General features: G+C 66.2%; 17 protein-coding genes and 6 tRNA genes. 18 read left to right on the top strand and 5 right to left on the bottom strand.

The window, feature by feature from the left end:
• The first annotated feature begins 17 nt into the window (after positions 1–17).
• The 5 genes from J5M86_RS08460 to J5M86_RS08440 all read left to right on the top strand — a co-directional run bounded on the left by J5M86_RS08460 (position 18) and on the right by J5M86_RS08440 (position 1,623).
• Positions 18–90, top strand: a tRNA-Gly gene (locus J5M86_RS08460).
• A 38-nt stretch (positions 91–128) separates the two neighbouring features.
• A tRNA-Cys gene (locus J5M86_RS08455) sits at positions 129–199 on the top strand.
• 1 nt (position 200) lies between these two features.
• A tRNA-Val gene (locus tag J5M86_RS08450) sits at positions 201–275 on the top strand.
• Positions 276–337: 62 nt separating this feature from the next.
• Positions 338–733 carry an iron chelate uptake ABC transporter family permease subunit gene (locus J5M86_RS08445; RefSeq protein WP_188061050.1) on the top strand — a complete coding sequence of 132 codons (396 nt, stop codon included), beginning with the start codon at positions 338–340 and terminating at the stop codon, positions 731–733.
• 80 nt (positions 734–813) lie between these two features.
• On the top strand, positions 814–1,623 hold the full coding sequence (locus tag J5M86_RS08440) for an iron chelate uptake ABC transporter family permease subunit (protein WP_208965001.1): 810 nt from the start codon (positions 814–816) through the stop codon (positions 1,621–1,623).
• Here J5M86_RS08440 and J5M86_RS08435 read toward each other — a convergent pair whose 3' ends face one another.
• The gene (locus tag J5M86_RS08435; RefSeq protein ID WP_244328278.1) at positions 1,624–3,435 is read right to left on the bottom strand and encodes an ABC transporter ATP-binding protein; all 1,812 of its coding nucleotides are present in this window, start codon (positions 3,433–3,435) and stop codon (positions 1,624–1,626) included.
• A 148-nt stretch (positions 3,436–3,583) separates the two neighbouring features.
• Here J5M86_RS08435 and J5M86_RS08430 point away from each other — a divergent pair.
• The 6 genes from J5M86_RS08430 (at position 3,584) to J5M86_RS08405 (ending at position 6,397) form a co-directional block, all read left to right on the top strand.
• Positions 3,584–3,656, top strand: a tRNA-Gly gene (locus tag J5M86_RS08430).
• A 14-nt stretch (positions 3,657–3,670) separates the two neighbouring features.
• Positions 3,671–3,745 (top strand) — tRNA-Val (locus J5M86_RS08425).
• Between the two features lie 72 nt (positions 3,746–3,817).
• On the top strand, positions 3,818–4,885 hold the full coding sequence (locus tag J5M86_RS08420; RefSeq protein WP_244328277.1) for a chorismate-binding protein: 1,068 nt from the start codon (positions 3,818–3,820) through the stop codon (positions 4,883–4,885).
• A 29-nt stretch (positions 4,886–4,914) separates the two neighbouring features.
• Positions 4,915–5,742 carry an aminotransferase class IV gene (locus J5M86_RS08415; RefSeq protein ID WP_188061053.1) on the top strand — a complete coding sequence of 276 codons (828 nt, stop codon included), beginning with the start codon at positions 4,915–4,917 and terminating at the stop codon, positions 5,740–5,742.
• A gap of 17 nt (positions 5,743–5,759) precedes the next feature.
• On the top strand, positions 5,760–6,245 hold the full coding sequence (locus J5M86_RS08410; RefSeq protein ID WP_188061054.1) for a TIGR02611 family protein: 486 nt from the start codon (positions 5,760–5,762) through the stop codon (positions 6,243–6,245).
• A 75-nt stretch (positions 6,246–6,320) separates the two neighbouring features.
• Positions 6,321–6,397, top strand: a tRNA-Val gene (locus tag J5M86_RS08405).
• Positions 6,398–6,607: 210 nt separating this feature from the next.
• On the opposite strand, the gene J5M86_RS08400 is transcribed toward J5M86_RS08405, so the two are convergent.
• The gene (locus tag J5M86_RS08400) at positions 6,608–8,419 is read right to left on the bottom strand and encodes a transposase (RefSeq protein ID WP_188061055.1); all 1,812 of its coding nucleotides are present in this window, start codon (positions 8,417–8,419) and stop codon (positions 6,608–6,610) included.
• Complete coding sequence (locus J5M86_RS08395; protein ID WP_188061056.1) at positions 8,416–9,339, bottom strand: hypothetical protein; 924 nt, start codon at positions 9,337–9,339, stop codon at positions 8,416–8,418. Before J5M86_RS08395 ends, J5M86_RS08400 begins: the two co-directional genes overlap by 4 nt.
• A 161-nt stretch (positions 9,340–9,500) precedes the next feature.
• Here J5M86_RS08395 and J5M86_RS08390 point away from each other — a divergent pair, with 161 nt between their 5' ends.
• Both J5M86_RS08390 and J5M86_RS08385 read left to right on the top strand, forming a co-directional pair.
• Entirely contained in the window at positions 9,501–9,824 is a 324-nt protein-coding gene (locus tag J5M86_RS08390; RefSeq protein WP_188061057.1) for a transcriptional regulator, read from the top strand.
• A gap of 199 nt (positions 9,825–10,023) precedes the next feature.
• The gene (locus J5M86_RS08385; RefSeq protein WP_208965000.1) at positions 10,024–10,335 is read left to right on the top strand and encodes a hypothetical protein; all 312 of its coding nucleotides are present in this window, start codon (positions 10,024–10,026) and stop codon (positions 10,333–10,335) included.
• Between the two features lie 74 nt (positions 10,336–10,409).
• Here the strand turns inward: J5M86_RS08385 and J5M86_RS08380 are convergent, their stop codons facing one another.
• Positions 10,410–10,658, bottom strand: coding sequence for a helix-turn-helix transcriptional regulator (locus J5M86_RS08380; RefSeq protein ID WP_244328276.1), 249 nt, complete (start codon positions 10,656–10,658; stop codon positions 10,410–10,412).
• A gap of 283 nt (positions 10,659–10,941) precedes the next feature.
• On the opposite strand from J5M86_RS08380, the gene J5M86_RS08375 reads away from it, so the two are divergent.
• Together J5M86_RS08375 and J5M86_RS08370 are read left to right on the top strand one after the other, a co-directional pair.
• Positions 10,942–12,039, top strand: a complete 1,098-nt coding sequence (locus J5M86_RS08375; RefSeq protein WP_188061059.1) for a hypothetical protein — start codon at positions 10,942–10,944, stop codon at positions 12,037–12,039.
• Complete coding sequence (locus J5M86_RS08370; protein WP_188061060.1) at positions 12,039–12,224, top strand: hypothetical protein; 186 nt, start codon at positions 12,039–12,041, stop codon at positions 12,222–12,224. Before J5M86_RS08375 ends, J5M86_RS08370 begins: the two co-directional genes overlap by 1 nt.
• Before the next feature lie 7 nt (positions 12,225–12,231).
• Here the strand turns inward: J5M86_RS08370 and J5M86_RS08365 are convergent, their stop codons facing one another.
• Positions 12,232–13,083: a hypothetical protein gene (locus tag J5M86_RS08365; protein ID WP_188061061.1), complete on the bottom strand. Its 852-nt coding sequence runs from the start codon at positions 13,081–13,083 to the stop codon at positions 12,232–12,234.
• A gap of 272 nt (positions 13,084–13,355) precedes the next feature.
• Between J5M86_RS08365 and J5M86_RS08360 the strand changes: the two genes are divergently transcribed.
• The 3 genes from J5M86_RS08360 to J5M86_RS08350 all read left to right on the top strand — a co-directional run bounded on the left by J5M86_RS08360 (position 13,356) and on the right by J5M86_RS08350 (position 16,699).
• Positions 13,356–13,559 carry a hypothetical protein gene (locus J5M86_RS08360; RefSeq protein WP_188061062.1) on the top strand — a complete coding sequence of 68 codons (204 nt, stop codon included), beginning with the start codon at positions 13,356–13,358 and terminating at the stop codon, positions 13,557–13,559.
• Positions 13,560–13,621: 62 nt separating this feature from the next.
• Entirely contained in the window at positions 13,622–14,626 is a 1,005-nt protein-coding gene (locus J5M86_RS08355; RefSeq protein ID WP_188061063.1) for a hypothetical protein, read from the top strand.
• A 135-nt stretch (positions 14,627–14,761) separates the two neighbouring features.
• Entirely contained in the window at positions 14,762–16,699 is a 1,938-nt protein-coding gene (locus tag J5M86_RS08350) for a site-specific DNA-methyltransferase (protein ID WP_188061064.1), read from the top strand.

The following is a 16,699-nucleotide window of genomic DNA, read 5'->3' as shown; positions in this document are numbered from 1 at the left end:
ACCGCATGGCGGTGCAGGCGGACATAGCTCAGTTGGTAGAGCGCAACCTTGCCAAGGTTGAGGTCGCCGGTTCGAGCCCGGTTGTCCGCTCTGGTCTTGCCTACGGCAGATCGAACAGAAGTATCACCGGTGGCGTGGCCGAGAGGCGAGGCAACGGCCTGCAAAGCCGTCTACACGGGTTCAAATCCCGTCGCCACCTCGGGCGATTGGCGCAGCGGTAGCGCGCTTCCTTGACACGGAAGAGGTCACTGGTTCAAACCCAGTATCGCCCACCAATAGTTGGCTCCGATCGGCGCAGAACGGCCCGGTCGGAGCCACTTTTTGCCTCCACCGAGAGTTGCCTGCCCAGGCCGGTGGGCCGGTCACCTCGCCCAAGCATTCAGGCATCGCTCGACTGCTGCGATTCGTGCTGCCCTCACTCAGCCGACACCAGGTATTGCTGCCCATGTCGGGTCTGGTCGGCGCGCTGGTGGTGCTGCTCTCCGACATCGTCATGCGGGCCGTCCTCGGTGCCGACGCTGCACTGTCGGTGCCCACCGGAGTCGCGACCTCCATCGTGGGAGCCCTGGTGCTGATCACGCTGGCACGGCGCTCGCAAGGCAGCGCGGGTGCGGCGAGTGCCACGACCCGGTCCCGGCCGGATCGCCCTGTCGGGTGGATCATCACCGGTCTCGTGCTGGCCGTGGCCGCTGCCGTGGTGCTGGCGTTACTGGCGGGATACACCGCCTGCTGACCGGCGACCTCATCAACTGGACCCGTGGCCAGGCCGGACCGCTGGTCACCTTCGCCCTCGACGAGCGGGCACCGCGCGTTGTGGGCGCCCTCCTCGCCGGAGCGGCGCTTGCACTGTCGGGAACAGTCGTCCAGGCCGTTTGCCGTAACCCGCTGGCCGAACCAGGTCTGCTCGGAATCACCGGCGGCGCCGGACTGGCCGGCGCGTTGCTGGTCACCCTTGCCCCGGCGGCGGCGTCCGCACAGGGCATCGGGCTCGCCGCTGCTGCCGGCGCGCTCGCTGCGTTCGCGCTCGTCTACGCACTTGCGTGGCGTGGGGGACTGGAATCAGAACGCTTGGTGCTCATCGGTATCGGTGTGTGGTTCGCGACGAGCGCGCTCACCACCGTCGTCGTGCTGCAGGCCAACCCGTGGGACACCCCGAACATCTTCACCTGGCTGTCCGGTTCGACCTACGGACGCACGTGGAGCCAGGTGCTGCCGGTGCTCGGGCTGCTGATCGTCGCATTGCCTGCACTGTGGGCGCTTCACCGTGAGCTCGACCTGGTGGGGGTGGACGAGGACCTTCCTCGCACGGTCGGCATCCGACTGGAACGTCTTCACCTGGGCAGCCTGACCATCGCAGCATTGCTCGCTGCAGCGGCCGTGTCGGCCGTCGGAGTCGTCGGCTTCGTCGGGCTGGTCGCACCACAAGCCGCCCGCGCACTCGTCGGTGGTCGGCATCGCGCCGTGATACCGGTTGCGGTGCTGCTCGGGGCCCTGGTGCTCAGCCTGGCGGACACCCTCGGCCGCAGCGTCATCGCCCCGGCACAGATACCGGCCGGGCTCGTGGTCGCGCTGATCGGTGCGCCGTACTTCCTGTACCTGCTGAAGAAATCGCGGCCGGTCTGATCAGACCTGCGGGTCCGTGGCCGTGTCGCCGGTCTGCACCTTCCACAGCGCGGCGTACAGGCCGTTGTGTGCGACCAACTCGTCGTGGGTGCCTGACTCGACGATGCGTCCGGCCTCGAGCACCCAGATGCGATGGGCGTTGCGGATCGTGGACAACCGGTGGGCGACGACAACCGCCGTGCGGCCCATCGTGGCGGTGCGCAACGATCGCTGGATCGCGGCTTCGGTCTCGTTGTCGACGGCACTCGTTGCCTCGTCCAGCACGAGCACAGGGGGCTCACGAAGAAGAGCTCGGGCCAGGGCAATGCGCTGCCGTTGTCCGCCGGACAAGGTCACGCCTCGTTCGCCCACCCAGGTGTCCAGACCCTCGGGCAGTGCTTCGATCACTTCGAGCGCGGCGGCTGCAGCTGCCGCCGCCCTGATCTGCTCCCGGGTGGCGTCGGGGCGACCGTAGGCGATGTTGTCGGCCAGGCTGCCGGCGAACAGGTAGACGTCCTGTGCCACATAGCCCATCGATCCCCGCAACGACTCCCAGTCCAGGTCGCGCACGTCCTGACCGTCGAGCAACACCGCACCCGAGCGCGGGTCGTCGAACCGGAGCAGCTGGCGCAGCAGCGTCGACTTCCCGGCTCCCGTCGCGCCGACGACCGCATGCGTTTCTCCCGCAGGAATGACCAGATCGATGCCGTGCAACACGTCCGGTCCGTCGGCATAACCCGCGCGCACCGCCCGCAACCCGATCCGTCCGGTGACCGGCTCGGGCAAGGTGTTCGACCCCGGCTGCACGAGCGCGCGCTCGTCGAGGAGGCCGAGCACGCGGACGATGGAGGCGCGCCCGCGCTGGTAGAGGTCGAGCACTTCAGCGACATCGGTCAACGGCCAGAGCAGCCGCTGGGTCATGAAGACCAGCACGGAGTACATGCCGACCTCGAGCTCGCCGTCGAGCACCTGCCAGCCGCCGATGAGCAAGGTGCACGTGAAGCCGGCAAGGATCGCCGTCCGGACGATCGGCACGAACGCTGCGGAAGCCCGGATCGCGTGCACGTTGGCTTCCCGGTAGGCGTCGGAGACCGCCTCGATCCGATCGCGCTCGCGGTCCTCGGCGGTGAACGCCTTGACCGTTGCCAGACCGGCGATGTTCGCCGACAGCGCGGCCGACAGATCAGCCACTCCCTGGCGCACCCGCGCGTACAACGGCTCGAGGCGACGCTGGAAGAGCAGTGCCCCGCCGATGATGAACGGGATCGGCACCACAGCGAAGAGCAGCAGTTGCCAGGAGGCGAATGCGAAGACCGCGCCGACCAGCAAAATGTTGAGCGCTGTCTGCAGGATGCGGGGCACGCCGACGTCGAGGAAGCGTTCGAGTTGGTTGATGTCGTCGTTGACGATCGCGAGGGTCGCGCCCTGCGGTCGCCGTTCGTGCCAGCCGAGATCAAGACGTTGTGCGTGGTCGTACGCCTCGATGCGCAGGTCGTGCTCGACCGACTGTGACAGTCCGCGGAAGAGCACTGCGGCGATGTATTCGGTGAGGCTCTCCAGCAACCACACGACGACATTGATGGCCGCCAGCCACGCCAGTTGCGCGTGCCGCGACTCGACGCCCAAGGCACTGCCAACGAACGATTCGTCGCCCCGGACCACGACGTCGACGGCCGCGCCGATGAGGAGCTCGGGAACGACATCGAAGATCTTGTTCAAGCTCGAGAAGAGCACTGCGGCCATGAACCTGCCGCGATAGGCGCGATAGCGCTGCCACATTGCTCGCAACGGACGGTCGGTCGGGGAGCCGTGGTCGTGCACTGATGTCCTCACTGATGCCGATTGGTGAGGTTGACCTTATCTGCGGATCGGCTGGGCACCGAAGGAGGTCGGGAGGCGCGGGGCGTCCACTCCTTCGCGACGTTTTGGAGAGTGGGCGAACTGTCGGGTATTGTCCTCTCGTTGCCCGCGAGGGCGGCAGGCGGACATAGCTCAGTTGGTAGAGCGCAACCTTGCCAAGGTTGAGGTCGCCGGTTCGAGCCCGGTTGTCCGCTCTGGATCATTTCCAGGGCGATTGGCGCAGCGGTAGCGCGCTTCCTTGACACGGAAGAGGTCACTGGTTCAAACCCAGTATCGCCCACCACACGACTTGCCCAGGCAGTCGCACGGACGGCCCCGCAGCATGCGGAGCCGTCCTTTTTCGCAGGGAGGTCCGGTGGCGGGGCAGGTGCGCTTCGGTGCTGTGCGGGCACACCACGTGGCTGAGGTGAGGCACGACCTCGACGCACTCGACGAGCCCGGCTTCTGGACGGTCGTCGGCGACTTCGAAGGACGTCTGACCGCCGTCCGGATGGAGCACGTGGAGCGGGACGTCCGCGATCAGCCCAGCACGGATCACGCTGCGCTCGAACTTCGCTCGGACGATTTGTCGAGCTGGACGACGTCGCTGGACCGCACGGCGTACTGCGCCGCGGTCGAAGATGTGCGCCAGCGAATTGCTCGCGGCGAGGTCTACCAGGTCAATGTCTGCCGCGTACTCAGTCGGCTTGTGCCCCAATGCTTTTCGATCTCCGACCTGGGTGATGCACTCGTTGCTGGGAATCCTGCGCCGTACGGTGCGCTCATCGAGCTGCCCGAGGCCGGCCTGGCAATCGCCTGCGCCTCGCCCGAGCTCTATCTGGCCCGCGATGGCAGCCGGCTGGAGTCGCGTCCGATCAAGGGCACGGCGGGTACTGCGGGTTCGATGCTGGTCAAGGACACTACCGAGAACGTCATGATCACCGACTTGGTGCGCAACGACTTGTCGCGGGTCAGTGAGCCGGGCACGGTCAGCGTCGACGCGTTGTGTGCTCCGGAGGATCACCCGGGTCTGTCGCACTTGGTATCAACGGTGTCGTCCCGCCTGCGTTCCGATGTCTCGTGGGCGGAGGTATGGGCGGCGACCTTCCCACCTGGATCGGTCTCTGGTGCGCCGAAATCAACTGCGCTGCAAGCGATCCGAGACTTGGAGACGATGGACCGCGGGCCCTACTGCGGCGCGATCGGCTATGTCGACAACGATTTCGGCGTGGCACGTCTCGCGGTCGGCATCCGCACCTTCTGGTTGGAGCGCGCAGCCGAGGAAACGGTGCTGAAGTTCGGCACCGGCGCCGGCATCACGTGGGGCTCCGATCCGCTTGGGGAGTGGGAGGAGACTGAGCTCAAAGCGCGCCGGCTGGTGAGCATTGCCGAGTCGGTGCTGCGGCGCCAGACCCCGGCCCGTCATGATGGACACCGAACGTAACGAGTCGACGCGCAGCGAAGGAGAACGACATGACGATCGCGGTATGGGTGAACGGAAAGCTGGTCGGTGATGAGCCGAGCATCAGCGCCCTCGACCATGTCGTCACCGTCGGTGACGCCGTCTTCGAGACCTGCAAGGTGGTCGACGGGGAGGTGTTCGCGCGCGAGCGCCACCACGACCGGTTGGACGCCTCCCTCAAGGGCCTTGGTCTTCCGGTCGCAGACCGTGAATTCCTGGACGCCGGTATCGACGCCGTGCTGCAGGAACCGATGGAGTTCGGCCGGGTGCGTTACTCCGTGACCGCCGGCCCCGGTCCGCTCGGTTCTGACCGCGGAGACGGCAAGCCGACCTACATCGTGTTGGCCAGTGCGGTGCCGCGCCCTGAGCCGACCACCGCGATCAGCACCGTGCCGTGGACCCGCAACGAGCGGAGCGCGGTCGCCGGGTTGAAGACGACGTCCTACGCGGAGAACGCCGTGGCGTTGTCGTATGCGAAGGAGCGTGGTGGCACCGAGGCGATCTTCGCCAACACCCGCGGCGAGCTGTGCGAGGGCACCGGCAGCAACATCTTCGTTGTCGTCGACGGCGAGGTGCTCACACCTCCAGTCGAGTCGGGCCTGCTGCTCGGTATCACTCGTGAACTCACCATCCAGTCGGCACGTAAGGCGTCGATCCCGGTGCGGGAGGTCACCTTGCCGCTCGACATCCTGACCACCGCCGATGAGGTGTTCATCACCTCGACCACCCGGGACGTCCAGGCAGTCTCACGCGTTGACCAACGGAACCTGACCGCTCCAGGGCCCGTCACTGCGGCAGTGGCTCAGGCTTTCAAGCAGCACGCGGCCGACCTGGCCTGAACAGAGGAAAGAGACGCATGGGGGAGTCGATCAGCCTCGACAAGAAGACGGGGCGCGAGGGCGAGGGGTCTGAGCAGCAGTTCCAAGAGCCGTTCTCGCCGAAGACCTTCAAGTACGCCTGGCGCCGCAAGCTCGCCGCGAATCCGGTCTCGAATCACACCTACCGGGTCGCGGTCGCCGTGGTGGGGTTCATCGTCGTCGCCGCGGGCGCAGCAGCGATTCCGCTGCCCGGCCCCGGCTGGTTGATCGTCTTCCTCGGTCTGGGTATCTGGGCCACGGAGTTCATGTGGGCGGCTCGGCTGCTCAACTTCGCGCGCGGGAAGGTCGACGCCTGGAACCAATGGCTCAAGCGGCAGCCGTGGTGGGTGCAGGGCCTCGTCGCCCTGGCCACGTTCGCCTTCGTCCTCTTCGTCCTCTGGGTGACGATGAAGGTCGGTGGCATCCCCACGATGTTGCCCGACTCGGTGGAGGATTTCCTGCGCACGGTGCCCGGGTTGACCTGAGCCGGCGCCCGATTCGCACTCACGTTGCCTGGCAGGTAGAGTGCATCCTCGCAGCCGCAAGGCCTGCGAGACCTCGGATGTATAGCTCAGTTGGTTAGAGCGTTCGCTTCACACGCGAGAGGTCAGGGGTTCGAGTCCCTTTACATCCACCAAGTGAAGTTCCCATTTACGCGGGACTTCGTTCCCACAATGGCCCGATGGCCGTGACCAGACCTACTTCGGTGGGCTGGTAGCGGTCGGCGGGCCATTGTGCTGTCCCGATCAGTCCGCCAAGGGCCGCTTCAGGCCCCGGAATCGCCCTTCGGGCACGACGAGTGCCCCGCCCAGGGCTTCCGGACGGGGTTCTGACTCAGGATGGGGTGCTACTCGCGTCGGTGGCTCAACGTCGCCTCCGGCCTACTGGCCCAAGCGGGTTTGGTCAGCGGGCCGGGCAGTCTCGGTGGTCGCGAGGAGCCTTGCTGTCGACGCGGCTTGCGCCGGGCGAAGGTCATGACGTTGAGGGTCCGCTTGGTGTTGCCGTCCTTGTCGCGCACGACGGGCTTGGGCAGCGGGGTGCTGACCACTTCGTCGGGCTCGAAGGTTGAGGGCGTCTTGCCGTAGCGAGAGCGCATCATCTGAACCGTGTACGCGATGACAGCGAAGGTCGTCAGGAGGGCGCGCTTGCCGACGCTGCGGGTGGTGCGCACGGCGTGCCGGTTCTGCAAGGAACTGACCTGGACGGCTGCGTTGGCGTTGTGGCCCTCGACGCTGCTGCGGCGGCTGTGGTCGGCCAGCCACTTAGTGGTGCCGTAGAGGAAGCGCTGGCGCAGGTTGAGGGCGTCGTCCGGGCCGAGGCTGGGCTGTGCGCCGCAGGCGCAGGGACTCAGCGGCTGGCCTGCCTCGTGCTGGGCGACAGTCGGGCAGGCGGGCCGGTCCTCGGGAAGGCGAAGACTCGCGGGGCTGTTGGCGCAGCGAACCTTCCGGGTGGTGGCCGGACCTCGGTATTGCTGGACGCCGCGCTCCCACTGCGGCTTCCCCTTGGGTTCGAAGGCGTAGGGGGCGCGCTCGTCGTATCGCTCCGCGAGGGCGGCGCTCTCCGCTTGGGTCAACTCCAAGGCGAAGGCGGGCAGGCGGTGCAGGCGCTTGGGCATCCAGTCCACGAAGAGGCGTCCGTCGATCATCACGGTCCCCGGCACGGGATTGCGGTTGGGCCCCATCTGGTTGGCCTTCAGTTTCAGGGACTGTTCGACGTGGCGCTCGCTGAGCCAGCGGCCCCAGTTGCTCATCTGGGTGTAGCCCCGGTCCACGATCACACGGCGCAGGTCGTAGCCCTGGCGTTTGAGGGACTCGATGAGGGCGATCCCAGCCTCTTCGCTGGACTCGTTGCCGGGGACGAGGATGATGCCTCGCGGAATCTGCGGGTAGTCGGACTCCCCGAGCGGGCTGACGTCGCACGCCACGTGGAGAGCGAAGCCGTTCCCGATGCGCGAGGACGACAGGTTCTTCGATCCGATGAAGACGTCGCGGGCGTCAGGGTCGAGCGAGGGCTGGTAGTCCCCGTTGCCGAGGGCACGTGGCCAGCCCGGCTCGCTCACGACCTTCTTCTTGGGCCTGTTGTTGGGGGAGGTGCTGCCGTAGTCGGTGGCGGGACCGGAGGACTCCTCCGGGGCGATGTCGCGCTTCCAGCCGCGCCGCCGTGCCCATGCTTCCAAGGGCATCGCGTCGATGGCGAGGGTGTCCCGAGACTCGATGCCTCGGGTGGTCGCGAGGAGCAGCCGGTTGAGCAGGTCCTCCAGCGAGACGGAGACGCGAGGATCGGTGACCTCCCCGGTCTCCATGTCCAGTGTTGGGGTCGTCGCGGACACGAGGTTGTTGAGGTAGCGGTCGAGGGTGGAGTTGGCCGGGTCGACGGTGAAGCCGAGCAGGTCGCGCTCCTGCGTGGACAGGCCGGTCCAGACGCGCTGACCGTACGCGAGGTGCATCCCGGTCCGCTGGTTGATCGCCGTGAGCAGGCAGAAGGCGAGGATCGAGCGCCACGAATGTGCGTGTTTGCGCCCCTTCTTCTTCCGGGGCATCTCCTCCTGGAGGAGGTCGGCCACGCCGGAGTCGTCCACGATGCGCAGGGCGTCGTGGATGTCGAAGTCGTTGACCTTGACCGCCTTCAGGCGGCGGACCTCGGGATGGGGCGTCCTCAAAGACCCGCCCCCTTGAACAGGTAGGCGTCCTCGTCCCAGCGGCCCTCGACGTGCGGAGCGATGACCTCCAGCGACTTCGAGGAGACGGTGCCCGCCATGGCCATGAACTCAGAGATTCGGACGTCTTGGGCGAGGACCTCGGCCATCCACGTGGTGCGAAGACGGTTGGCGCGGAAGGGAGGTAGCCAATCGGGCCAGGCGATTCCTTGGCGCAGAGAACCCAAAGGGTCCTTGCCGGTGGGGTTGTGCTCGCCGATCAACGGACCATCCGGGAACTGGTCGCAGAAGGCGCGCAGGCGGTCGGCGTATCGGGTGAGGACCGGGACGGTGCGGTCCGCCAGCACGATGACAACGAGCCGGGAGTCATCCGGGTGGACGCGCACGCTCTGGCTGGCGGTGACGTCGAGCATCTCGCCCGGCTTGATCCCAGCACCCAGACCGAGAGTGAGCATGATTGAGGCCACCCGGACTCGGTGGTCGGTCGACTGGACCTGCGCCGCGTCCCAGAAGCCATCGACCTCGGCGGGGGAGTAGGGCGGAAGGATCGTCTTGTAGTTGGCGAAGGGCTTCGGTGGCGGCGTCCACGGGGCTTGCTTGGTGCAGGCCCTCCCGACCCGCCGCAGGTAGCCACGGAGGGTGGAGCGGCTTGAAGCCACCCGGCCCTTCAGGACTGTCGCGCAGTAGCGCTCGACGTGGCTCGGGACGAAGACCGACTCCAGATCGAGCGGTAGGTCCTGCTCATACGCCCAGCCGAGGAAGTGGCTCACGGCGGCCATGCAGTCCAGCGCCGAGGCGACCGAGGTGTAGTCGGCAGCGCGGCACGCCTCGACCGCAACGGGCCGAACGTGCTCCCAGACGTCTGCGGGGACGTGGGAAGTGCGGGGTCGGTAGTGCGCGAACACGCCTTCGGGAGTCGTCACAACGACCCCCTGCAAGACGCGGTGCTTCGGCACTGGCTACCTCCGTGAAACGCGTGGGTCTTATAAGTCCCAACGTCATTACTATAGCCAGTACCACCGACGATCCTGGAATCGAGCAGGTCGGTCCCGGGATCGAGCGCTCGCGACCGTAGGCTGAGGGCATGCCCCGTTCCGCTGGAGACCTCGCTCCGCACGAGTACCTCGTGCGCGGGCAGTGGCCGACCGGGCGGTTGAAGAAGGACGCCCCGCTGAGTGCTGTCTACGGCCAGCAGTTCGTGCTGCGGCTGACGGAGGCGCTGAAGGTCAAGGGGGAGCCCTCGCTCCACGCGGTCGAGCGCGAGGCGCAGGTCAGCAGGCGCACGGTCGAGCGGACCCTGAAGGGCGAGGTGTTGCCGGACTTCGGGGCCATTGCGCGGTTGGAGGAGTGGCTGGGGGTAGACCTCTGGCCGGGGCCGGAGTTGCGCTCTGCTTCGGAGCGCTCGTAGGTGATTGTTCATGGGAGACGCAGGCGAACCCCACGTAAAACCAGTCAAGAGGCGCCAGGAGTCGTAGAAAGTTGCGCCTAGGGCGCAGATTTCGCAGTGGCCAGCGTGGACGCACGGGGGACGGGGATGGGTGAGGCAGGCTGGGGCTGTGCCGTCTCCGCCCTCATACGTTCCCCGTGACTTCTGCAAGTTGCCGGAGTTGTTCGGACGCAACCCCACCGCCCAATTCGAGCGCTACCCGGATCGTGACCAGCGGCGAGCGCTGGCCTACGCGAGCCTGATGCAGCACCGCTTCGCCATCGTCGTCCGGGGCACGCTTCAGCGTGAGGGGCGCAACCGGAAGTGGCTGGCTGAGCAGGCTGGGCTCGACTACACGCGGTTGGGCCGTCTCCTCAATGGCCACCTACCCATGCGACTGGCCGACATCGGCAGGGTGGGGATCGTCCTGGACATCGCCATTCCGTTCAAGCCTGAGGATTTCGTCGCTGACCAGTTCACGCTGAGGCGGTAAGGCCGTGTTCGCAGCCTCTGCTATCGCACTTGCCGCTGACGGAGGGCGTGGATGAGGTCGTGGACGCTCCGCGCTCACTGCTTGCCGTTCTCCCAGACCGGGGCCAGCAGGTCGTCCAGGGGCACGTCCCACGCCTTGGCGAGCAACAGCCACGTGCGCAGGTCGCCCCGGTAGCGCCCGGTGCCGAGGTTGATGAGGGTGCCGCGCGTGAGGCCGGAGCGGCTGGCCAGGGCGTCGTAAGACATGCCGCTCACGGCCCTCCGCTCACGGAAGATCGCCTGAAGGTGGTCGAGATTCGGCTCTGAGACAGGGGAAACGGTCACTGTCTCACCTCAGTGCTATAGCAGGGCGTACCGCAGTACAAGGTCTTGCACCCTTCGGTGCAAGGTGTTTCACTGAGGCCGTTGCACCAAGGACGTTTGACGGTCCCCTTGGCCGTCAGCCCCCGCACAGAGAGTCACCACCATGCGCCAGCCGGTCACCCGCCTCGTGCTCGCCGTCGTAACCTGCGTTACGGTTGCCGCCTGCTCATCTTCCCCAGCCTCCGAGCCGCCGCCAACGAACGCCTCGGCTCCTAACGGCGGAGCACCCGCAGAATCCGCTCACGTGCCCACCCTCCCGGTGGCCGACGTGTTCGAGTCCCCGAAGTGGGGCCTGCTCCTGCCGACCACGGACACGCAGGGCCCGCCGCCCATCGTGACGAGCGAACGGGTGATCTTCCTCGAAGGCGAAAAGGTCCGGGCTCTCGGGCCAGACGGCAAGGAAGTCTGGGCGGGGACCTGGGACGCCTTCTCATCGGAGGACCGTTCGGGCGGAGACAGGGGCTTCCCGTTCTTACGACAGGTGAGCCCCGAGGTCGTGGCGGTGGTCGATGGCGGAAGAGCCGCTTGCGAGGGACTGGACAAGGACTCCTACGACACTCGGGTTGCGCTCTTCAGCATCGCTGACGGCAAGGTGATCAAGGAGGTGGTCCTCCGAGGCACGGAGGGAGAGGCTCCGCAGCCCGGTGAGATCGGCCTCGGCTTCTTCCTCGGGGGCGACCCCCAAGGAACGGCCTCTGTCGTCCTCCCCGATGGTGAGGTCAAGGAACTGCCTCCCGTTGAGGGTGAAGGGACGGAAGGAGCCGCCACCATCGGGAACACGGCCCTGACGATCACGGGCGACTACGGAGGTGCGAGCGGCTTCGCTGGCCCGGGCTACGACTCCGCGTCTCTGGCTCCCAGCCCCAAGCACACGCTCGGGTCGGTGCAGGCGAGCAACGCGAACAACTGGGCCGTGGGTAGGTTCGTGATCCCCATGGGCGAGCCCGTTTACAGGGTCTTCGACGCGTCGAATGGCGACCTGCTCTCCGAGCCGAAATGCGACCCCGTGGAAGCAGACGAAATCGTCATGAGCCCCTCCCGCTCCTGGGGCGTCCTCGGGCCCATGCGGATCGACCGCGAGGGCCAAGCAACGTGCATCGGTGAAGAAGGGCAGCGCAAGGTCCGGCTCACGGCGGTCACTGATGAGGGGCGCTCCTTCGGCCTCGCCTCCCAGAGCGGAGGCGACGACGTGCTCGTGGATGTGTCGGCCACAGGTGACATCAGCACCGCCCCGCTCCCCGAAGGCGCCGCGCCGCCCGTGGGCGTGATGAAGGACGGGCGGGCGATCCACTTTGACCCCCACACCGGCACGCTCACGGCCAACCCGATCAAGGAGGACTGATGGCAGATCGCCTCACGTCGCAGCACCCTCAGTGGCTGCTTGACCTCGATGCTGCGATCGCCGCCGAGGATCGAGAAGATGCCCGAGCCGAGCGTGAGCGCCAGCGCCTCGGGCTGCCCGAGCCTGAGAGGGATGTGCGGACGTTCGAAGGGTGGGCCGGGGCGGCGGTCACTCCGCGCGACTGAGCCACAACTACTCCGCGAGCCTGCGGAGCATGTTGGCCAGCAAGATGACCGCATCCGCTGCGATCCCTGCACGTGTCCGGTCTGCGCTGGGCGAGTGCTTCACCTTGTGTGCGAGTGCTGACGCCTTCTTGGTCAGGCCCCGCAGTTCCTCGTTCGACTTCCCGGGCAGTCGTTCATCGAGGTAGCCCCCGATGCGGATGTCAGTCTTGTCGACTGGAGGCTCGGCCATCCCCTCGGGGCAGTGCTTGGCCGGGTCGTAGACGGTCGCGCTCAGGGCCTCCAGGACGCCGACGCAGCGGTTGCCGACGTCCTTGTAGTCCTGCGTCGTCGCGGCGGAGCGGAAGCGCAGGCGGAGTTGGTCGATCTCGTCGTCCACGCGCTCCCAGCCGGTCTTCGTCCGGGGCGAGATGGGCTGCGCGAGTTCGGCACGGAAACCCTTCTCCTCTGCTTCTTCCAGCGTCTCCAACACTGGGCCGAACCACTCAGCCAGAATGTCCCGGCGAGCCTGCCACCCTCCGGTGCCCGAGGCTCCGACCGCGATCCAGTGCGATCTGAAGGACTCGAAGTCGCGCCACGGTGGTCGGAACTCGATGCCGTGACGGTCGAGGACGAGGCGCAGGGCGCGGAGGGCGATGCGTGAGTCCTCGTCCGTCCACTGCTGGGAGCCGTTGGTCCCGAACGCCTGGTACTCCTGATGGGTCAGGCGGGCGAGGCTGATGGCCGTGGCGAGATCGTCGTCACCCGGCAGGGGCCCTCTCGCGAGTTGGGCCATGAGGTCAGTGTCGAAGGTTGGCCGTGCCGCGCCCCAGCCGTCCGCTGGTGCCGTGTCGTCCTCGATGAAGAACTCGTGAGACTGCATGACCTGATTCTGCCGAAGAGCGGGGACAGGCCCGTGCCCACCGTGCGGAGGCAGGAGCGAGTTGGGTGGCCGGCTCCGGCGAGCAAGACACGCCCGAAATGACCTGTGTGGACGAAGGATTTTCTGGAGACGACCTTTGAAACAAAGCGCCAATGATCGTTGCCGAAAGTGTTTAGTGAAGCACCCTGCTATTCCAAGTGGACGTGATTCGCGGCGGAAAAGCAGCGAGATTCTTGGCCTAGCCTCTCCAGGAGCCACGAGAAGGAGGAGTCATGCCAGAGGTTTCCACCAGGGACCCGCAGTTCCGTCGATCCATCCCCATGGACCCCGTGCTCAGGGATCGCCTGCGGCGCATCGCGTGGGCTGAGCAGCGGTCCTTGCAGGCGCAGGGGTCGGTCATGCTCGCGGATGCGGTCAAGGCTTGGATCAAGAAGAACGGGGAGCCGCCGCTCACCCTGCGGGAAGTCAAGAAGTAAGAGCGAAGCGCCCCCTATTGCTTGGTGGCTTGGGGGCGCTTCTTGAAGTTCATTGGAGAACCATGACAAAGATAGCACCTGGCTCTCACCAGGCAAGAGACACGCCGCGACGCGACCTGACGCTCATCGACGCGCTTCGGGCGCAACGGCTCCTGAACAGCCGTGCCCGGCAACTGGTGAGCGGTCCTGCCTTCGTCATCTGGAACGCTCTGCTCGACTCCACGCTCGGCTTCCAAAAGACCGAGGCCCTCCACTTCCACGGGTTCCTCGCACAGCAGGCCAACGTCACGACGAAGACCGTCAGTCGAGCCGTTAGAACCTTGGTCGATGCGGGTTTGATCGGCTACGAGCCGGGCTATGCCTCGGAGGCCACGGGCAAGAATGTCCCCAGCCGCTTCGTGGTGCTCGACGTGGCAACTGCGCTCTCGCAGGGGGTGCCCCCTGACGAGGGGGCACCCCCTAGCCAGGCCCCACCTGTCCCCCCTCACCAGTCCCCACCGTCCCCCCTGACGAGGGGGGACCGTCCCCCCTCGCTGGTCCCCACCGTCCCCCCCGACGAGTCCACCTATAGGGGGGAGAAAGTAGTGGGGAAGAAGGTAACGGGAGAGAACAACGGGGAGGGCGACCTCACCACTGCTGTCATGGCTGCGGCTCCCCCTCTCCTTGTCGAGGCTGGAGCAGATGGTCAGGCGGTCGCGGCTGAGTTCTTCGAGGCGATGCGACAGACCGGAGCCCCGATCCCTTCCGGCAAGCAGCGGACCATCACGAACGGGGTCGCTCAGGCGATGGCGGACGGTTACGCCCGAGAAGCCGTGCTGGTCGGTCTGGGCTACTGGGTTGCGGACGGCCACCTCTTCGCCAAGCAGATCACCGAGTTCGTGCAGAAGGCCAGATTGCACGGTGGTCCAGTTCCGGAGCAGGGCGAGGTCGATGACCTCCTGACGGAGGGTCGGGACAGGTTCGCCCGGCGACAGGCGCAGCGCGTGAACGGCGGCCCATCCAAGGCTGAGACTCGCAGGGCGGCGTCGGCGGCTGCGATCAGGGAGTTCACCCGAAGTACGCAGTGAGGCGAGAAAGAAGGGGTTGGGTGGCGCTACAACCGCTTGCCCACCGGCCCGCGAGTCCCCTCCAGGACTGTCGGGGCCCCGACCTACGATGGCCAAGAGCCCAAGCCGGGCACGATCATGCAGCGAGGCGGGTAGATGAAGCGCAAACCCAAGGGCCGGTTGGAACTGACGTGGATGGGCAAGGACTCTGCCCTGATTCCGGTCGAAGAAGGCAAGTACGACTACGCCTGGGTCGACCCCAGCGACCCCCGTGCGCGTGAGGTCAAGTCCATCGAGGTGCTGGAGCAGGTTGGGGAGGTAGACGGTCCGACCGGGGCTGACGCGAACCTGCTCATCATCGGGGACTCTGGCGACGCGCTCCGCTCCCTCGGGACGATCCCCGAGTACTACGTCAAGTACGCCGGTCAGGTGAAGTTGGTGTACATCGACCCGCCCTTCAACACCTCGCAGACCTTCGAGCACTACGCCGACCAGTTGGAGCACTCGATCTGGCTGACGATGATGCGCGACCGCATCCGGGACATCAAGCCGCTGCTCGCTCCGGATGCCTCCGTGTGGGTGCACCTCGACGATGCCGAGGTGCACAGGATGCGCGTGCTCTTGGACGAGGAGTTTGGGCCGGAGAACTTTGTTTCCACCATCATCTGGGGGAAAGCGGACACAAGTAGAAATGACGCTGCTCAGTTCTCGGTCGACCAGGACTACATTCTTGTCTACTCGGCAAACGCCGGGTGGCGACCCAACCGGCTTGCTCGGACAGCGAAGCAGGATTCGATCTACTCCGCACCTGACGGGGACAGTCGTCCGTGGCTCGCCAAGCCAGCCCACGCACCAGGAGCGCGTACCCATCAGGGCATGGTCTACGCCATCCAGTCCCCCTTCACCGGCGAACTCATGTACCCACCGGAAGGAGGATGCTGGCGGTTGGGTCAAGTGAGGATGCTGGAGGAGATAGGCAAGTGGGCTCCCTATAAGCGCGAGGTCCTGGATGACGCGGTGGTCCGAGCCCGCATCTGCGGCGTGACCACTGATGAGGTGAAATCAGAAGTACCGGCATTGATCTTGGCGGGGTCGGTCGAAGAGGCCCGAACGTCAGCAGATGCCGTCCTTGATGGTCCTTGGCCGGAGGTCTTCTTCATCAGCGATGGATCACGACTCCAGGTCAAGGGATACAGGCCAGAGGGGGGCACCACCCCTCGCACGATCTGGCCGTTCTCAGCGGTTGGGAGCAATCGGAACAGCAAGGCTGAGATCAAGGCACTCTTCCCCGGTGCTAGTCCGTTTGCCACTCCGAAGCCGGAGCGCCTGTTGGAGCGAATCATCCACCTAGCCACGACTCCGGGGGACTTGGTCCTGGACTGCTTTGCCGGATCAGGAACAACCGCTGCCGTGGCTCACAAGATGGGTCGGCAGTGGGTGGCGGTGGAACTTCAAACCACCACGGCGACGACTCTGATTCAGAGCCGGTTGTCCCGTGTTGTTGAAGGCACCGAGCCAGGCGGAATCACGTCGACGGTCGAGCGCGTAGCGGCCTCAGAGGACCTACCTGAAGGGGTCGTGGCGACCGAGGCACAGCAGTTCAACACGATGCTGACCAAGATCGTCAACAGCCTCGATGGGCTCGATCCCGCAACTCTCAAGGCACTTCGGGGTGCCACCAAGACCCGCGATGCGACAACCCTTCAGTGGGAAGGTGGCGGGGGGTTCACTGTGGCCAAGATGGGCCCGTCGATGTACGAGGTCGATGACGACGACGCGTCTGTGTACTTGTCCCCCGAAGCGACCAACGGGGCGTGGTCGAAGGCTGTTGCGGGTCAGTTGAAGTTCACGCTGACACCTGACGACCCGGTGTTCTGCGGTGTGCGAAAGCGGCAGCGGCTCGCGGTGATCGACGGCGTGGCCGACGAGACGGTCGTGCGAACGGTGGTCGAGCACCTGGGCGAGAAGGAGAAGGCGGTGATCGTGGCCAAGGGCGTGTTGCCGAAGGCTGCCAAACTGCTCCAGAGCCTCTCGCCCGGCTCACGGATCAAGAAGGCTCCAGGGGACATGTTCGCGAACGGGACGGTGAAGTGA

The sequence above is a fragment of the Yimella sp. cx-51 genome (assembly GCF_017654605.1).
Classification (GTDB): domain Bacteria; phylum Actinomycetota; class Actinomycetes; order Actinomycetales; family Dermatophilaceae; genus Yimella.
This window is presented reverse-complemented; position numbering and strand designations above follow the sequence as displayed.

Excerpts from the sequence above, each read along its gene's own strand:
- J5M86_RS08415 (WP_188061053.1), top strand. The coding sequence starts at position 4,915 with ATGACGATCGCGGTATGGGTGAACGGAAAGCTGGTCGGTGATGAGCCG.
- J5M86_RS08410 (WP_188061054.1), top strand. The coding sequence starts at position 5,760 with ATGGGGGAGTCGATCAGCCTCGACAAGAAGACGGGGCGCGAGGGCGAG.
- J5M86_RS08390 (WP_188061057.1), top strand. The coding sequence starts at position 9,501 with ATGCCCCGTTCCGCTGGAGACCTCGCTCCGCACGAGTACCTCGTGCGC.
- J5M86_RS08370 (WP_188061060.1), top strand. The coding sequence starts at position 12,039 with ATGGCAGATCGCCTCACGTCGCAGCACCCTCAGTGGCTGCTTGACCTC.
- J5M86_RS08365 (WP_188061061.1), bottom strand. The coding sequence starts at position 13,083 with ATGCAGTCTCACGAGTTCTTCATCGAGGACGACACGGCACCAGCGGAC.
- J5M86_RS08360 (WP_188061062.1), top strand. The coding sequence starts at position 13,356 with ATGCCAGAGGTTTCCACCAGGGACCCGCAGTTCCGTCGATCCATCCCC.
- J5M86_RS08355 (WP_188061063.1), top strand. The coding sequence starts at position 13,622 with ATGACAAAGATAGCACCTGGCTCTCACCAGGCAAGAGACACGCCGCGA.
- J5M86_RS08350 (WP_188061064.1), top strand. The coding sequence starts at position 14,762 with ATGAAGCGCAAACCCAAGGGCCGGTTGGAACTGACGTGGATGGGCAAG.